14 protein-coding genes and 1 pseudogene are annotated in these 15,947 nt (G+C 40.8%); 11 read left to right on the top strand and 4 right to left on the bottom strand.

Annotated elements, in window-relative coordinates; all coding sequences use genetic code 11:
* Positions 1-10 precede the first annotated feature (10 nt).
* From DXB77_RS01590 to DXB77_RS01600, 3 genes are read right to left on the bottom strand one after another with little or no spacing between them, the layout of a single operon-like run.
* Complete coding sequence (locus DXB77_RS01590) at positions 11-484, bottom strand: hypothetical protein (RefSeq protein ID WP_118484405.1); 474 nt, start codon at positions 482-484, stop codon at positions 11-13.
* 2 nt (positions 485-486) lie between these two features.
* On the bottom strand, positions 487-942 hold the full coding sequence (locus tag DXB77_RS01595) for a DUF6120 family protein (protein ID WP_118484407.1): 456 nt from the start codon (positions 940-942) through the stop codon (positions 487-489).
* Positions 914-1,285, bottom strand: coding sequence for a PadR family transcriptional regulator (locus tag DXB77_RS01600; RefSeq protein WP_117785606.1), 372 nt, complete (start codon positions 1,283-1,285; stop codon positions 914-916). Before DXB77_RS01600 ends, DXB77_RS01595 begins: the two co-directional genes overlap by 29 nt.
* Before the next feature lie 290 nt (positions 1,286-1,575).
* On the opposite strand from DXB77_RS01600, the gene DXB77_RS01605 reads away from it, so the two are divergent.
* From DXB77_RS01605 to DXB77_RS01630, 6 genes are all read left to right on the top strand, one after another.
* Positions 1,576-2,058: a hypothetical protein gene (locus DXB77_RS01605; RefSeq protein ID WP_117785607.1), complete on the top strand. Its 483-nt coding sequence runs from the start codon at positions 1,576-1,578 to the stop codon at positions 2,056-2,058.
* Between the two features lie 357 nt (positions 2,059-2,415).
* On the top strand, positions 2,416-2,991 hold the full coding sequence (locus tag DXB77_RS01610; RefSeq protein ID WP_117785608.1) for a hypothetical protein: 576 nt from the start codon (positions 2,416-2,418) through the stop codon (positions 2,989-2,991).
* Positions 2,988-3,869 carry a hypothetical protein gene (locus DXB77_RS01615; protein ID WP_118484409.1) on the top strand — a complete coding sequence of 294 codons (882 nt, stop codon included), beginning with the start codon at positions 2,988-2,990 and terminating at the stop codon, positions 3,867-3,869. Before DXB77_RS01610 ends, DXB77_RS01615 begins: the two co-directional genes overlap by 4 nt.
* Entirely contained in the window at positions 3,866-4,513 is a 648-nt protein-coding gene (locus DXB77_RS01620) for an ATP-binding cassette domain-containing protein (protein WP_117785610.1), read from the top strand. Before DXB77_RS01615 ends, DXB77_RS01620 begins: the two co-directional genes overlap by 4 nt.
* Positions 4,503-5,342, top strand: coding sequence for a hypothetical protein (locus DXB77_RS01625; protein ID WP_117807131.1), 840 nt, complete (start codon positions 4,503-4,505; stop codon positions 5,340-5,342). The genes DXB77_RS01620 and DXB77_RS01625 overlap by 11 nt, the downstream gene beginning before the upstream one ends.
* Before the next feature lie 138 nt (positions 5,343-5,480).
* Positions 5,481-6,239: an immunoglobulin-like domain-containing protein gene (locus tag DXB77_RS01630; protein ID WP_117807132.1), complete on the top strand. Its 759-nt coding sequence runs from the start codon at positions 5,481-5,483 to the stop codon at positions 6,237-6,239.
* A 21-nt stretch (positions 6,240-6,260) separates the two neighbouring features.
* On the opposite strand, the gene DXB77_RS01635 is transcribed toward DXB77_RS01630, so the two are convergent.
* Positions 6,261-7,142, bottom strand: coding sequence for an AraC family transcriptional regulator (locus tag DXB77_RS01635; RefSeq protein WP_117807133.1), 882 nt, complete (start codon positions 7,140-7,142; stop codon positions 6,261-6,263).
* 288 nt (positions 7,143-7,430) lie between these two features.
* Here DXB77_RS01635 and malQ point away from each other — a divergent pair.
* From malQ to DXB77_RS01655, 5 genes and pseudogenes are all read left to right on the top strand, one after another.
* Positions 7,431-8,900, top strand: a pseudogene (gene malQ / locus DXB77_RS13190) (4-alpha-glucanotransferase); the annotation flags it as partial.
* A gap of 48 nt (positions 8,901-8,948) precedes the next feature.
* Positions 8,949-11,198, top strand: a complete 2,250-nt coding sequence (locus DXB77_RS13195) for a glycogen/starch/alpha-glucan phosphorylase (protein ID WP_242995996.1) — start codon at positions 8,949-8,951, stop codon at positions 11,196-11,198.
* Between the two features lie 51 nt (positions 11,199-11,249).
* On the top strand, positions 11,250-12,767 hold the full coding sequence (locus DXB77_RS01645; protein ID WP_117807135.1) for a response regulator: 1,518 nt from the start codon (positions 11,250-11,252) through the stop codon (positions 12,765-12,767).
* Entirely contained in the window at positions 12,760-14,502 is a 1,743-nt protein-coding gene (locus tag DXB77_RS01650) for a sensor histidine kinase (protein WP_117807136.1), read from the top strand. The genes DXB77_RS01645 and DXB77_RS01650 overlap by 8 nt, the downstream gene beginning before the upstream one ends.
* Before the next feature lie 136 nt (positions 14,503-14,638).
* Positions 14,639-15,946, top strand: coding sequence for an extracellular solute-binding protein (locus DXB77_RS01655; RefSeq protein ID WP_117807137.1), 1,308 nt, complete (start codon positions 14,639-14,641; stop codon positions 15,944-15,946).
* The last annotated feature ends 1 nt before the right edge of the window (position 15,947 follow it).

The raw sequence follows: 15,947 nt of genomic DNA on the forward strand, positions 1-15,947 counted from the left end.
TTGCTTTTATTTAAGATAATGTTCCGGTTTTGGAACATGACAGAGTAACGGATTTTGTAATGGAGTTCGTTACAGTCCCATTATGGGATTTTTGCCCTGTTGCAGATGCGGTAGCACGGTTCCCTGATTTAGAACATTTTTTGTTGACTATGTTCCAACCTGCTGCATTTGTAGATGTGGTCATAGAAACAGAGGTACATGTTGATGTGCTTCCATCATAAGAAAAAGTACCAGTAACTTTTACATACCAGAGAACTTTTCCATCTGCATCTTTGCAATAAATAGTTTTCGATCCTGTTTTACTTTTTGTAGTAGAAGCTAGAGTGATTATATTGTGCGAGTTATCTTCTATCACGGTTTCAAAATAAACTAAATCGGTAGTTTTTTGATATTCATAATCAGATGCTTCACAATGTATAGGAAAAAATATAAAAAGTGAAAAAATGATAAGACATAATGAGAGTGTTTTTTTAATATTTTTCATTATTAATTATACCCCCGATCATATTCTGTTACTTCTTGTATGATTGTATTGCCTTCTTCATCAGTTTGTTCTTCTTCAATAACAACTGTATCATATACAATTTGTTGTTTGACAGCATCTTTATATACTAAATAAGTCGTGTATAAATGATATGTAGTTATTATTACGATTGCAACGATAATAAATGAAAGAGCAACTTTAATAACATGTGAAATATGTAATTCTTTTCGAATTGTATCAATGTCTTTTTCAGAAATATAATTGTTTACAAGTTCATGTGGGTCACCAAATTCAGTTACTAACGCCTCATAGGATATAGAAGGTCTGGTCTGAGCCATTTCTTCTATATCCTGGCGTAAGTTGGTGATAAATCTACGCTCTGCTTTGTGCATGGTAGGCAACAGATGGCGCACTTTGCGCATATACCTGTTAATTTCCCCTTTTTTCTTCGTGTTCATCTGTTTGTTCATCTCCATTAAATCTTAAAATGTCCTGAATTGCCTGATTGGTCTGGTAGTAATCATGTAACAAAAGATCTAATCGTGTTTTCCCGCTATCCTCTAAGTGATAGTATATACGAATCATTCTTTTTCCCACTTGTTCCTTATGATCAGAGATATATCCGGCATCAATTAATTTGTATAATGCCGGGTATAATGAACCAATCGGAATATCAATGACGCCATTCGTTTCCTGTCTTATGATCTGTGTCAGCTCATATCCATAGTAATCCCGTAAGCTTAACAGATGTAAGACCATTAGTTCGACGGATCCACGTCGAAAGTTGCTTTTTCGATCCATTAGAACACCTCAATTTCAAGGTTTTAATATAACATATATCATTTATTTTGTAAATATACAGAAAAACTAAAATACTATTGACATATACACTTTGTGTTATTAATATATAGATAAAGCAAAACTGTATAGGGTATGAGGGGGAGATGACGATTAACCTTCTCGCTTCTTAATGTTACATGAATTATAAGTTGAAGTTTATGCTTGTATGTGGCTTTGACTGGTATCGTGGCAGCGTGGAAAACATGTAAAAAGTTTTTCATAGTTTATACAATCAGGAGGAGAATAAAATAATGATCAAAAAAAGAATTGGTAACAAAATAATTCTTGCTACAATTGCTGGTATGCTTGTTTTAACTGGTATGGGAATATCGGAGTCAGTATCAAGTGCAGCTAATACATCGGATACAAAATGGGAGGCCGTGCTAGATGAAAATTCTACGCAGGTAAAATATACCAATAAAAGGAGAAAGGATACTAATTCAAAAATTTATATCTACTGGAGTCTAACGTATGGGTCTGGTCTTAGTGCAATTTCAGTAGGGGTTTATGGATGCACTGGCGATAGTGCAAAGAAATATCCTGCGGGTAGATTGGATGGAGACAGGAAACGTTTTTATGGTATAAATGGAATGGGAAAGTATGCAATGACTAACTATGTAAATGAATTAAAGTATTCTTATGCCAAGCTAGGTTTTAAGTCACTTTCGGGGTCAGGTGTAGCAAAAGGTGTATGGAGTCCAGATTGTGCTGGATCATATACAGTATTGAAATAGAAGAAAAATATTCTAAAATATATTTTCAACGAGAATTAAAAGGTGAAAAAGTTATGGACAGTTTGTAAAAGGATGTTAACTAGATTCCTATTTCAACTGGAAAAATTGTTGCTCATGAAGCTAATAATTTAATTATTCAGTTAAATCTATCTACCTATTGTCATGAATTTATGGAGAATATATAACGACTGAGCAGCATTTAATGTGAACAAGAATACAAAGCATATCTTTACCAGGATTGACTCATAGCATTATGAAAGAGATGGTTTTCTGCGGGGGACAGGAGACCATCTTTATTCATTTATTTATGCAGGTAATAAATCAGATATCTGCCAGGATGAAAGGAAAAAGGACGAAGTGAATAAAAAGAAGAAAATAGCAGGTATTGTATTGGCAATTGCTGTGTTTTTAATAATTGGAGCCCGGATCTGTTATGTAACTGCACATGCCAGACTGCCGGAACAGAATGTGATCGCACAGGGAGAAAATCTGACATACAGAGGATTAACTTATCAGATCAAAGACGCTGTTTTATGGAATTATGAGGATTATTTCAAAGAACATCCAGAATATCAGAGTTATCAGGAATCGCAGCTTACAGGAGAAAATACGAAGTTATTGATGGTCGCATATACAGTGGAGAAGATTCAGGACCAGAATGTGCTGGAAACGATGCCTTCAATTCAGTATTTCCATGTATTTAATCAATTTGATCCATTCTTTTTCAGTGATCTGAATCCGTCATTATCGGATGGAACATTTGTATCGGGGGATACCCTTTATATTCCTTATGAAATATATAAGGCGAACCTGACAAAGGAACAATGGGAACAGGTGGAGAATAATCAGGTGATATATGAGATGGTTCTCGGAACATATCCGGTGAAAAACAGATTACAGATCACAGATATTGAAATGGAGGGAGAACAGTGAGACAGGTTGTAAGCTTGGAATTAAAGAAAGCGTTCCGGACAAAGGGGTTTTATATTGCACTGATGGTTGGATTGTTGATCAGTCTGTACCATACAGTGTGGATTTACAGATATGCTTATGCTCCGAATAATGTTGAATACGAAAAGGTTACGGAATTGGGGGAAATGGATAAGGAATATGGATACTGGTATGAGATCGGTGTTCTGGATGGATGGTTAGGAACGGAGCTGCTGTCGCCCTGCAATCAGCTATTCTATCTGTTGCTGCCATTTCTGGCAGTACTTCCATATGGAAGCCAGTTGTTTTCTGAATGGAACAATGGGTATGCCGGGCAGATGATCATACGATGTGGACGACGCAGGTATCTGACAGCCAGAGGAATTGCAGCATTTGTAAGTGGAGGATGTGTGATAGCAATACCATTGCTTGTTAATTTTCTGTCGATTGCCTGTTTTATGCCGATTATTGGAACAGACCCAATGGCATTACAGTCGGTTGTGCCGGGACGGGCACTTCTGGGTGACATTGTGTATGAAGCACCGGCGTTGTATGCAGCATGGTATATTTTTATAGATTTTATCTATGGCGGTTTATTTGCACTGATGGCGCTGGCAATCACACAATTCTGTTACAACCGGTTTGTATTGATGATCCTGCCACTGATGTTTAACTGCTGTATGTATTATGGAATCCACAATCTGATCCCGGATATAAATGCATATAATATCAGTCTGATCCCAAATCCTGCACAACAAGGCATGAAGCTTACCTGGCATTCTCTGTTCTTATCAATGTCAGGAATGTTTCTGATCCTTATAGTGCTGTTTGCTGCAAGTAACTATAAAAAAGATGTATTAAGAACTGGAGCAATGGAATGAAAATAGAAATTACTAATTTGAAAAAAGTGATAAAGGGAACTATCGTACTGGATGATATTAATTATACATTTTCTGGTGGCAGGATCTACGGCTTATGCGGGAAGAATGGATGTGGCAAGACTATGCTGATGCGTTTAATAGCAGGCCTGATCTATCCAAGTTCCGGAACTATACGGATCAAGGATAAAGTGCTTGGTAAAGATATTTCATTTCCGGAAAGTGTTGGTATGTTGATTGAGAATCCATCATTTCTAAATGATTATACAGGGAAACAGAATCTGGAGATGTTGGCTGGTCTTCAGAAAAATGTCGATAAGGCAGAAGTACGCCGGGTGCTGGAACAGGTGGGACTGGATCCGGATGATAAGAGAAAATTTTACAAGTATTCACTTGGTATGCGGCAGCGTCTTGGAATCGCAGCAGCGATCATGGGAAGTCCGGAACTGATCTTGTTAGATGAACCGATCAATGCGATCGATACAGATGGAGTGCAGGAGATCCGTGCAATTATTCGTGGGCTTTCGGCTGAAAACCGTATCATTATCGTTGCCAGTCATGATAAATCTGAAATGGATTATCTAGCAGATGAGAAAATTTATATGTCAGAGGGAAGGCTTATAAAGGAGACGGAGAATGATCGTTAAGTTTTTTCAACATGATATCCGGCAGGGGCTGGTAAAATATATTGGACGATATATTCTGGCTGTGCTGATTGGTGCGATCGCCTGTGGGATGGTCGATCAAGCTGGCGAGTACTTCCAGCAGTGGTATGGACAGAACCTGTCAATATGGGAATATGGTTTGAATCTGTTTCAGGGACAGAGTCCTTTTGTATTTACAAAAGGAAGCAATAATTCATTTGAGGTTCCAATGACGTGGTTTATGCTGTATCTGTGTCTGATGTTCTGTGTTGGAGATTATATCCGGCAGGATATGCATGGATTTGGTATGTATATGATGGTTAAGAGCAGGAAACGTTCAATCTGGTGGTGCTCGAAATGTGTCTGGTGTATTTGTGTGAATCTTCTGTATTTTGCATGTGCATGGCTTGGAACACTTGCGTATGCGTGGGCACGGTATGGAGAGATATCATTCAGGGATCATATAACATTGGCTAACATGATATACGGAACAGATTTTATAGGAGTCGGGGCATCAGATCTGCTTGTGAATCTGCTTGTTTTACCATTAATGGTTGGAATCATACAGTCTCTTCTTCAGATGATACTTACAGTACAGTACAGCAGTTCAGCAGGTATGGTTGTTGTATTTATGATGTTGGTCGTAAGCAGTTATTATGGCAGTCGTTATCTTCCGCATGGATATGCTATGATCACCCGTTTTTTCAGTAGTGATGGAGCAGATGCACTGTCTGTCAGGTTTGGATTATTGTATCTGACCATTTGGATCATTGCTTTGTGGGTGATCGGCTATATCATTGTCCGGAAAAAAGATGTATTTGGCAGGGAATAGGGAGCAATTTTGTATAAACGAAGTTGAATTTGTCCGTTTTCTGCAATATTTTGCCATTTTATGCAAAGGAGGGTTGTTGGCGGAGTCGGCATACAGTATAGTATATAAAAAAGAACCCAATATGAAGGAGGAAATCAAATGAAAAATGTATTAAAAACTTTAACTGGTATCTTGTTAGTTTTTGCCATGGTGGTAACAACAGGTATCAATAGCAATGCAGCAGGTATCAAAACGAATGATGGAGTACAGGCTGCGGAACAGACAACAGAGGCAGTATTGTGCGGAAATAATGTGCATGGAGGTGTTACAACACATGCATGGAAATTATGGATGGGTACAAACACAAAGGTAAGTTTTGATAACCTGCATGCTGTATATGGTGTATCAAATAAGCTTCGGAAGGCAGACTGGAAAGTATCCGATAAGAAAATTGCCAAGGTTGTAAAAACGAAGAATGGTATGCAGATTAAAACAGGCAAGAAGGCAGGTTCTGTAGTTTTACAGGCAAAGTACAGAACATCATCAGAAACGGTTGTTTATAAGCTGAAGATCAAGGTTGTGAAATCAACCTCTGCATACAAGGGAAAAGCTGTGAAAACAGAACTTGTTGAATTTGATCCGGAGTATATGGTAGTTACTTATGTATTGTACAATGGAACAAATAAAGAACGTACATTCAGCAATATGAGAGAACTCAGAAAATATGAAAATGGCAAATGGAAGAAGGTAGACGAAAAGAATATAACGATATCAGAGGGATATGTTCTTCCGGCACATAGCTGCAAGTATTGGACATTCAATCTGGCAGGCCGGTATGATCTTTCAAAGTTAGAGAAAGGTCAGTACCGTCTGTATGTTGGATATAGCAACAAGTATGTATCATTTAAGATAAAATAAACAATGCAGGGAAACGGTTTACTACCGCTTCCGGTATGCTCCCGGAGTGATGCCATATTTCTTCTTGAAGCTCCGGTTGAAGTAGGACAGGTTAAAGAAACCGCAGCTTTCTGCGATGGACAGGATGCTGTCATCGGTTGTGACAAGAAGTCTGGCTGCGATATTTAACCGGAAGTCACACAGATAGGTGGTAAAGGATACACCCATCGTATTCTTAAAAAAACGCATAAAATGGGATTCAGAGAATCCACAGTAAGAAGCAATGTCCGCAATGGATATTGCTTCTTTGTAGTTTCGGTCGATATAAGACAAGATCGCTTTGGTACGATCCAGATTCTTTGCATGATTCTTCCGGTCTGAGGTCTCTGCCTTTTGCTCTGCATGGGCATACAGGGTATAGAAGAATTCAAAATAACAGCTTTTTAGAGCAAGCCGGTATCCTTTTGGAGTAGATGAGCAGAGCACATCCACCCGGTTCAGGCAGGAGGACAGGGCTTCATATAAAGGATCGTCGCGATCATAGATGCTTTTGATATTTAGTTCATCAGAGAGCAGAGGCAGAAAAAACTCACTGTCCAGAGTATCGTGGTTTCTGGATTGGAACAGGTCAACTGAAAAGATGATATTCTCATATTCCATTGAATAGGAGGCATACTGGGAGATGCCGTGGATCCTGCCCGGCAGGATCAGAATGATATCCCCTTCCTCTACATAGTGCGTCGTGAAATCCAGCGTTACATTTCCTTTCCCCTTTTTGATATATATGATCTCCATATAGGGATGCCAGTGAAGTGGGACAGCATTGAAGTCCAGTGGTATGGAGCACAGATAGGTATTGTAAGGAAACAGTGGATCCACATGCGCTTTGGTCTCCATGTAATTTTCATATTCTAAGCTGTTCATATATAACCTCTCTTTCCTGCCTTTTCTGCTATTTTATTCCTGACAAACAGGTGGAGATGTATGACCGTATCCACTCCATGTAACATTAAATGAATCTTGATAAAATCAAACATGATAGAATAGTATCATAAAATGCTCTTATTATGCAAGAAAGAACAGAAAAAAGATACTAGAATACAAACCAGAACAGACATTCCGTATATAAGACCTTTACCTTACCTTTACCTTTATTAAATGCAGGCAACTGGATAGCTGTTCAATAGAAAATTTAATAAAGAGGTATCAGATATGAAGAAAGCGTTAGAGCGTGGTGCAGGAATCCTCCTGCCGGTCAGCAGTCTCCCATCCCCATATGGAATCGGATCTCTGGGGAAAGAGGCATATGAATTTGTTGACAGGTTGAAGGAGGCAGGCCAGCGTTACTGGCAGGTGCTTCCAATCGGACCAACCAGCTTTGGTGACAGTCCGTATCAGTCATTTTCAGCATTTGCAGGCAATCCTTATTTTATCGATTTCGACATTCTGATTCATGAAGGTTTACTGACACAGGAGGAGGTAGATGCATATAGCTGGTACGATCAGCCGGATGACATTGATTACGCTCGCCTGTACAGACAAAGGTTTGAGGTATTGAGAAAAGCATATGGCAGATCGAAGCATGAGACATCAAGGCAGTATGCAGAATTTCTTACGGAAAATGAAAGCTGGCTTCCGGATTACGCCCTTTATATGGCGGTCAAGGCAGACCATGGGAATAAAGAATGGTTAAGCTGGGAAGAACCGGTTTTAAAGAGAGAAGAAACAGCACTTCGTAAGTGCGGGGAACAGTTACACGACGAGATCGGATTCTATATGTTCCTTCAGTTCAAATTCGATGAGCAGTGGAAGACACTCAAATCTTACGCCAACCGTCATGGTATTAGTCTGATCGGCGACATTCCAATCTATGTAGCACTGGACAGTGCAGATGTATGGGCAAATACAGAACAATTTCAGTTAGATCATGATCTACAGCCTGTGTGTGTAGCCGGTTGTCCACCGGATGCATTCTCCGATTACGGTCAGAAATGGGGCAATCCTTTGTATGACTGGGATCGAATGGAGCAGGATGGGTTCTCTTGGTGGAAGAACCGGATCCGTAAATCAGCCAGTCTCTATGATGTGATCCGTATCGATCATTTCATAGGGGTTGTACGGTACTATAATATTCCGGCAGACGGAGAGCCGAAGAATGGCTTCTATCTGGAAGGACCCGGAAAGAAGCTTGTAGATGCGATCGACAGTGCCAGAGGAAATGCAAAGGTGATCGCAGAAGATCTGGGAGTCGTTGTGCCGGAGGTACAGAAGCTGGTGAAGGAATCCGGATATCCGGGAATGAAGATCTTACAGTTTGGATTTGACGGAAATGCGGAGAATGAACATGCAGCGCATAATCACGAAAAGAATTACGTTGTCTATATCGGAACACACGATAATGACACATTAAAAGGATATATCGAGAATGCATCAAAGGACAATCTTACATTTATGATGAAATATCTGGGAGCGGCAAATGAGCAGGAGATCCCGGAGAAGATGATGCAGGTATTATATATGAGCCCTGCCGATACAGTTATCGTTCAGATGCAGGATCTGCTTGGAAAGGATAACGAAGCACGGATGAATCTTCCATCTACGATCGGTACAAACTGGCGCTGGCGGATGAAGAAGGGCGAATTTACAGACGAGATCAGAGACAGATTAAGGGAATTAACAAGAGTATATGGAAGAAATGCTGTGAAACAGTATTTTTGTAAGGAGGATATAATGTTAACAGAGATTTGTAAGAAGAAATATAATAAAACGATCAAGGAATGCAGCAATGAGGAGATCTATTTTGCGCTGCTTGATATGACAAAGGAATTAGCAGAAGACAAGGTTACAGAAGATGGTAAGAAAAAGGTTTACTATATATCAGCAGAGTTCCTGATCGGTAAGCTGTTATCCAATAACCTGATCAATCTTGGAATCTTTGATGAAGTAAAACAGGTGCTGGCAGAAAACGGCAAGAGCATCTATGATATCGAAGAAGTAGAGCCGGAACCATCCCTTGGAAATGGCGGACTTGGACGACTGGCAGCCTGCTTCCTTGATTCGATGGCAACACTCGGACTTCCGGGAGATGGTATCGGGTTAAATTACCATATGGGTCTGTTCAAGCAGGTATTTGAGAATAACTACCAGAAGGAGACTGCAAATCCATGGATCGAGGCAGACAGTTGGCTGACAAAGACCGATGTAAGCAACACGATCCGGTTTGGAAACTGTACCGTACAGTCCAGAATGTATGACATCGATGTGACAGGTTATGAGAACCGCACAAATAAGCTGCATTTATTTGATATTGAGAGCGTGGATGAGAGCATCATGGAGCCGGATGGCATTAGCTTTGATAAGACAGATATCAAGAAGAACCTGACACTCTGTCTCTATCCGGATGACAGTGACGAAGCCGGCAACTTACTTCGTATCTATCAGCAGTATTTCATGGTTGCAAATGGTGCAAAGCTGATCCTTGCAGAGGCAAAGGAGAAAGGTTCAAATCTTCATGATCTTGCAGATTATGCAGCCATTCAGATCAATGATACACATCCGTCTATGGTGATCCCTGAGTTGATCCGTCTGTTGATGGAAGAGGGTATCTCCTTTGATGAAGCAACAGAGATCGTAACCGATGTATGTGCTTACACCAATCATACGATCCTTGCAGAAGCATTGGAGAAATGGCCGGTTGCTTATCTGGAGAAGGTCGTTCCACAGCTTATGCCTGTGATCCGCATGCTGGATAAAAAGGTCAGAAACCGTTATAAGGATGAGCGTGTTTATATCATAGATGGTGATTCCCGTGTGCATATGGCACATATCGATATGCATTACAGCCACAGTGTAAATGGTGTTGCTTATCTTCATACCGAGATTCTGAAGAATTCAGAGCTGCATCCATTTTATGAGATCTATCCTGAGAAATTCAACAATAAGACAAATGGTATCACATTCAGAAGATGGTTGTTACACTGCAATGAAAAGCTGGCAGCCTACATCACAGAGCTGATCGGACCGGATTACAAGAAGGATGCCGATAAGTTACAGGAGCTGGCTTCTTACTATAAGGATAAGAACGTATTAGAAGAGATCCTTGCGATCAAGCAGAGCAATAAGGCAGTCTTAAAGGACTACCTGAAAGAGACACAGGGAATCGAGATCAACGAGAATTCGATCTTTGATATCCAGGTCAAGAGACTGCATGAATACAAGCGTCAGCAGATGAACGCCCTCTGGGTGATCTACAAATATTTTGAGATCAAGAAGGGACATCTGCCTGAGACTCCGATCACAGTTATATTTGGAGCAAAGGCTGCACCTGCTTATACGATCGCAAAGGACATCATTCATCTGATCCTCTGTCTGCGGGAGCTGATCGACAATGATCCTGAGGTAAGTCCGTACTTGAAAGTTGTCATGATCGAGAATTATAATGTATCAAAAGCAGCAAAGATCATTCCGGCATGCGATATCTCAGAGCAGATCTCACTGGCATCCAAGGAAGCATCCGGAACAGGAAATATGAAGTTCATGCTAAACGGTGCGGTTACTCTTGGAACCCGTGACGGTGCAAATGTAGAGATCGGAGAACTGGTGGGCGAGGATAATATTTATTTCTTTGGTGAATCCAGTGAAGAAGTGATCGAGCACTATGCAAAGGCAGACTATGTGGCAAGAGAGTATTATGAGAAGCCGGAGATCAAGAAGCTGGTAGACTTTATCGTAAGTGATGAGCTGCTTGCGATCGGTCAGAAGGAAGCTCTTACCAGACTTCATAACGAGCTGATCGTAAAAGACTGGTTTATGACACTTCTTGATGTCTGTGATTACATTCAGACAAAGGAACAGGTGCTTGCTGATTATGAAAATCGTATGGGCTGGGCCGAGAAGACTCTGGTAAATATCAGCAAGGCAGGCTTCTTCTCCTCTGATCGTACGATCGCAGAATATAATAAAGATATCTGGAAGCTGTAAAATGTGTTAAAATAAGATATATATTTCCACCATAGAAAGGCGTTGATAGATATGTACAAGATATTGATCGTAGATGATGAGAAGATAGAAAGAAACGGTATCCGGTTTCTTTTAAAAAAACTGAATCTGGAATTTGAGATTGCAGAGGCGGTAAATGGTGTGGATGCACTGGAGAAGCTGGAAAAAGAAGATTTTGATATCCTGCTTACAGATGTAAAGATGCCTTTCATGGATGGAATCGAACTGATCGACCATGTTGTGAAGGAAAAGAAAAAGCTGCGCACAGTCATATTCAGCGGATGCAATGAATTCGACTATGCAAAGAAAGCAATCCGGCTGGGTGTTGTTGATTATATTCTAAAGCCGGTCGATCCAAATGAATTCAAGAATACCCTGAATAAGGTTGTAAATGAATTGGAAGAGGCAAAGGCTTCGGACGAGTTTAAGAATAAGAGCATGGAATTCTTATATGAGCATGCGCTCTATATGCTGTTGAACGGAACGGATGTTACGAAGCTCAGACAGGAATACAGCGGATTATCGCTTGATCTGGGTAAATTCAAGAATATGCTTTTGATGGAATTCAATCATGATTTCTTCGGCAGACGTGGAGTGGATTTCAAAGAAAATGAGAACTTAAAGTCAATTGGAATCCTGCAATATCTGAACCTGAACCAGCAGCAGGAGATCTTATTCTTAGGGGATGAGATGAATATTCTCCGTAAGACAAATGAGATCGTAAAGATCATCAAAGCCGATTATGATGCTGACTGTTACATAGCGATATCCTCTGATATCGGTGATCTGTCCGAAGTGGCAGATAAGATGGAAGAACTCGAAGTGCTGATGGAGAACAAATTCTACCATCCGGAGATTCATGTATTTTATCCGAACATGGAGGGCGAGACTCCGGGTATTATCCAGTTCGATGATGATACCTTTATGAAGCAGATGAAACAGGATATCAAGATGAAGGATGTGGAAGCACTCCGGGAGCATTTCCAGAGATTCTGTGAGAAGTACAGACATAAGACAGAGTACTCCCAAATCTATATCAAGTTCCTGTTCTCGAATCTGATGAAGGATATCTACGGAAGCATTGATGAGACTGACGAAGCAGAGCTAAATAAAGACATTGAGAAATTATATATGGCGACAGATTTTCAGGTGTTGACGGAGCTTGTCGAAGAAGCGATCCGGAGACTGGAAACCTGTTTTGCAGGAAAGACACAGATGGCGCATCGGGAAGTAGAACTGGTGAAGCAGTATATTTACCGGAACTATGGAAGCGAGCTTGGAATCGATATGCTGGCGGATATGGTACATCTCGCACCGAGCTATCTAAGTACGGTATTTAAGAAGGAAACCGGACAGAATCTAAGCAAATTCATCAAGGCATACCGGATGGAACAGGCAAAGGATATGTTAGAGAACAGCATGACGAAGATCGTAGATATCAGTGTGGCGTGCGGATATCCGAATGTGTCTTACTTCTGTTCCAGCTTCCGTGAGTTCTTTGGCGTGAGTCCGCAGAAATTCAGAGAGAGCGGAGGACAGGCGGATGCATAAAGAACGAATAGATAAAAGGATAAAAAGAGGGTTCCAGAATCTGCGATTATCCGGCAAGCTGTTGGTCATTTATATACTTGCCGGGTTTCTTCCGATCATGATCACGCTGACGATCACCTACCATGAGATGAAGAAGATCCTGTGGGATCGTGAGACAATGATCCTGGAATCGTATCTGACACAGACGACAGATGCGCTTGATAATGAGTTAGAGATTTATAACAATCTTTCTAATTATATATCCTATAATCAGTCGATCGCGAAGATCTTAAGCTCAGATCAGAGTACATATCAGAATTATGAGCAGGTGGCAAGTGTTATAGATCCCCTGCTTTCTTCTATTATGTATTTTCATGATGATGTAAAGCAGGTAACGATCTACACGGATGCCTGTCAGGTGAAGCACGGCAGTACGATCGCCCCCATTACCACGCTTGAAAATGAAGAGACGAACTATGGAATAGTTGACGATAACCAGATCCACTGGATCGTGAATGCGAAGGATAAGACTGCGTATTCGTTAAACCGCATGGCCATGCTGGAGCAGAAAAAGGCGAAGGGTCTGCTCTATGTAGGGGTGGATTATGACAGCGTATTCCAGCCGTTTAATAACGAAACGGTATTTGATAATTATGGCGTTGTGATAGAGGATGCAGAAGGTAACTGCATCTTTAAAAAGAGTGTATTTACAGAAGAAAAACAGCCGTATGAATTATCAGAGGAACAGTTCTTTGCAACAGTAGGGCAGAAGGATTCCGGTTATCAGTTTATTAAGCGGGAGTCGAAGGCATCCGGCTGGAAGATCTGGATCTATAAGCCGGATCGACTGATCATTTCTTCGATTCAGCCAATCTTAATAATTGCTGCAGCAGCAATCCTGGTCAGTCTGATCGCAGCAGTCGCATGTATCCGTATAATTTCCGAGTTCATAACGAAACGTATCAGTAAGCTTCAGAAGAAAATGCGTAATCTGGAAACCGGGAATCTTGGTATGGAGATTGAGAATGACAGTACGGATGAGATCGGTGATCTGATCAATGGTTATAACAGTATGACGAAGCGTCTGGATGCAACGATCAATGAAGTATACCGAAGCAAGATCAAAGAAAAGGAATATGAGATGCGGGCGTTGCAGGCGCAGATCAATCCGCATTTCCTGTATAATTCCCTGTCTATCATTAACTGGAAAGCATTAGAGGCAGACCAGGAGGATATCAGTCGTATCACGTTGTCGTTGTCCACCTTTTACCGGACAGCGTTAAATAAGGGAAAGAATATCCTGCTTGTCCGGGATGAGATCGCGAACATCAAAGCATATCTGGATATCCAGCTTACGATGCACGATGACAGTTTCGATGTTATCTATGATATCGATGATTCCATTTTAAAATATGAAACACTGAACCTGATCTTACAGCCGATCCTCGAGAATGCGATCCATCATGGCATAGATCTGAAACAGGATGGCAGAGGAGAGATCCGGATCAGTGGAAAAGAGGACGATAAAGATATCCGGTTTGCGGTATCCGATAATGGTGTCGGTATGACCCAAGAACAGGCGGAGCTGATACTGACTGCCGATTCGAAGGGCTATGGTGTGCGAAATGTCAATGAACGTATCAAACTGTATTATGGCGCGGAATATGCGGTTTGTATCGACAGTGAAGTTGGCAGGGGAACGACTGTCACGATCCATTTTCCAAAAGAACTGCATGCAGAAATCAAACATTCATAAAAAACCAACATGTTTCTGAAATTATTGATATATACGGTGAAACGGTTCCTTTTTATAATAATGTCATAAGGTAAAGGTACTGCAAAAGTATTAAAAAACAAACAAAAAACATGACTTATTTAAAGGAGGAACGGTTATGAAGTTTAGAAAGTATGCAGCAATTGCACTGGCAGGAGCTATGTGCATGTCATTACTCGCAGGATGTGGAGATAAGAAGGATGATACATCTAAGGATTCCACAACAGCATCAAATGCAGAGGTAACATCAGGAGAGAGTACTGATGCATCTGCAGAAGAAGAAAACATTAAAGCAACAATTACAGTATGGGGACCTGCTGAGGATCAGTCACCGGATTATGGTGAATGGCTTCAGGGAAGATGTGAAGCATTTAATAAGGAACATCCAAATTGGGATCTTTCATTTGAATATGGTACATGCAGCGAGGCAGATGCAGGAAAGACCGTAACACAGGATGTATCCGCATCAGCAGATGTATATATGTTCGCAAACGACCAGTTACAGACACTGATCGATGCAAATGCAATCTCGGAGTTAGGCGGAAGCACAGCAGACTATGTAAAGTCAACAAACTCACAGGCAGTTGTGAATTCTATCACAGTAGATGGCGGAATCTATGGTGTTCCGTTTACAACAAATACATGGTTTTTATACTATAACAAGAAAGTATATTCAGACAGCGATGTAAAGAGCCTTGATACAATGCTTGAAAAAGGAAAAGTTGCTTTTCCTCTTACAAACGGCTGGTATAATGCAGCATTCTATCTTGCAAACGGATGTACATTATTCGGTGATGGTACAGATAACGACGCAGGAATCAATTTTGGCGGAGACAATGGAAAGGCTGTTACAGATTACCTTGTAGATCTTGTAGCAAATAAGAATTTTGTAAATGATGAATCCGGTGTTGGTATTTCCGGTATGACAGATGGATCTATCGCAGCTATGTTCTCCGGTTCATGGGATTATAAGGCATTACATGATGCACTTGGTGACGATCTTGGAATCGCAGCTATGCCTACAGCCAAGATCGGCGGATCTGACAAGCAGTTACTTTCATTCGCCGGTTCAAAGGCAATCGGTGTAAATCCAAACTGTGAATATCCACAGGTAGCAGTAGCACTTGCCCTGTACCTTGGTAACGAGGAATCACAGCAGTCACATTATGAAGCAAGAAGTATTGTTCCTTGTAACACAAATCTTTTAGAGAGTGATACGGTAAAGAATGATGCATTAGTAACAGCTCAGAACGATACCTTCAACAATACATCTATGATCCAGCCGTTCGTACCTAAGATGGGTAACTTCTGGACACCAGCAGAGAATTTTGGTAAGGCACTCTTGAATGGTGAAGTTACACATGATAATGCTGCTGAGCAGACAGAAGCATTCAATACATCATTGAACACAGATGTAGCAGAGTAAA

It is taken from the genome of Clostridium sp. OM05-9 (assembly GCF_003481465.1).
Taxonomy (GTDB): Bacteria; Bacillota; Clostridia; order Lachnospirales; family Lachnospiraceae; genus Coprococcus; species Coprococcus ammoniilyticus.

Excerpts from the sequence above, each read along its gene's own strand:
- DXB77_RS01590 (WP_118484405.1), bottom strand. The coding sequence starts at position 484 with ATGAAAAATATTAAAAAAACACTCTCATTATGTCTTATCATTTTTTCA.
- DXB77_RS01595 (WP_118484407.1), bottom strand. The coding sequence starts at position 942 with ATGAACACGAAGAAAAAAGGGGAAATTAACAGGTATATGCGCAAAGTG.
- DXB77_RS01600 (WP_117785606.1), bottom strand. The coding sequence starts at position 1,285 with ATGGATCGAAAAAGCAACTTTCGACGTGGATCCGTCGAACTAATGGTC.
- DXB77_RS01605 (WP_117785607.1), top strand. The coding sequence starts at position 1,576 with ATGATCAAAAAAAGAATTGGTAACAAAATAATTCTTGCTACAATTGCT.
- DXB77_RS01620 (WP_117785610.1), top strand. The coding sequence starts at position 3,866 with ATGAAAATAGAAATTACTAATTTGAAAAAAGTGATAAAGGGAACTATC.
- DXB77_RS01625 (WP_117807131.1), top strand. The coding sequence starts at position 4,503 with ATGATCGTTAAGTTTTTTCAACATGATATCCGGCAGGGGCTGGTAAAA.
- DXB77_RS01630 (WP_117807132.1), top strand. The coding sequence starts at position 5,481 with ATGAAAAATGTATTAAAAACTTTAACTGGTATCTTGTTAGTTTTTGCC.
- DXB77_RS01635 (WP_117807133.1), bottom strand. The coding sequence starts at position 7,142 with ATGAACAGCTTAGAATATGAAAATTACATGGAGACCAAAGCGCATGTG.
- DXB77_RS13195 (WP_242995996.1), top strand. The coding sequence starts at position 8,949 with ATGTTAACAGAGATTTGTAAGAAGAAATATAATAAAACGATCAAGGAA.
- DXB77_RS01645 (WP_117807135.1), top strand. The coding sequence starts at position 11,250 with ATGTACAAGATATTGATCGTAGATGATGAGAAGATAGAAAGAAACGGT.
- DXB77_RS01650 (WP_117807136.1), top strand. The coding sequence starts at position 12,760 with ATGCATAAAGAACGAATAGATAAAAGGATAAAAAGAGGGTTCCAGAAT.
- DXB77_RS01655 (WP_117807137.1), top strand. The coding sequence starts at position 14,639 with ATGAAGTTTAGAAAGTATGCAGCAATTGCACTGGCAGGAGCTATGTGC.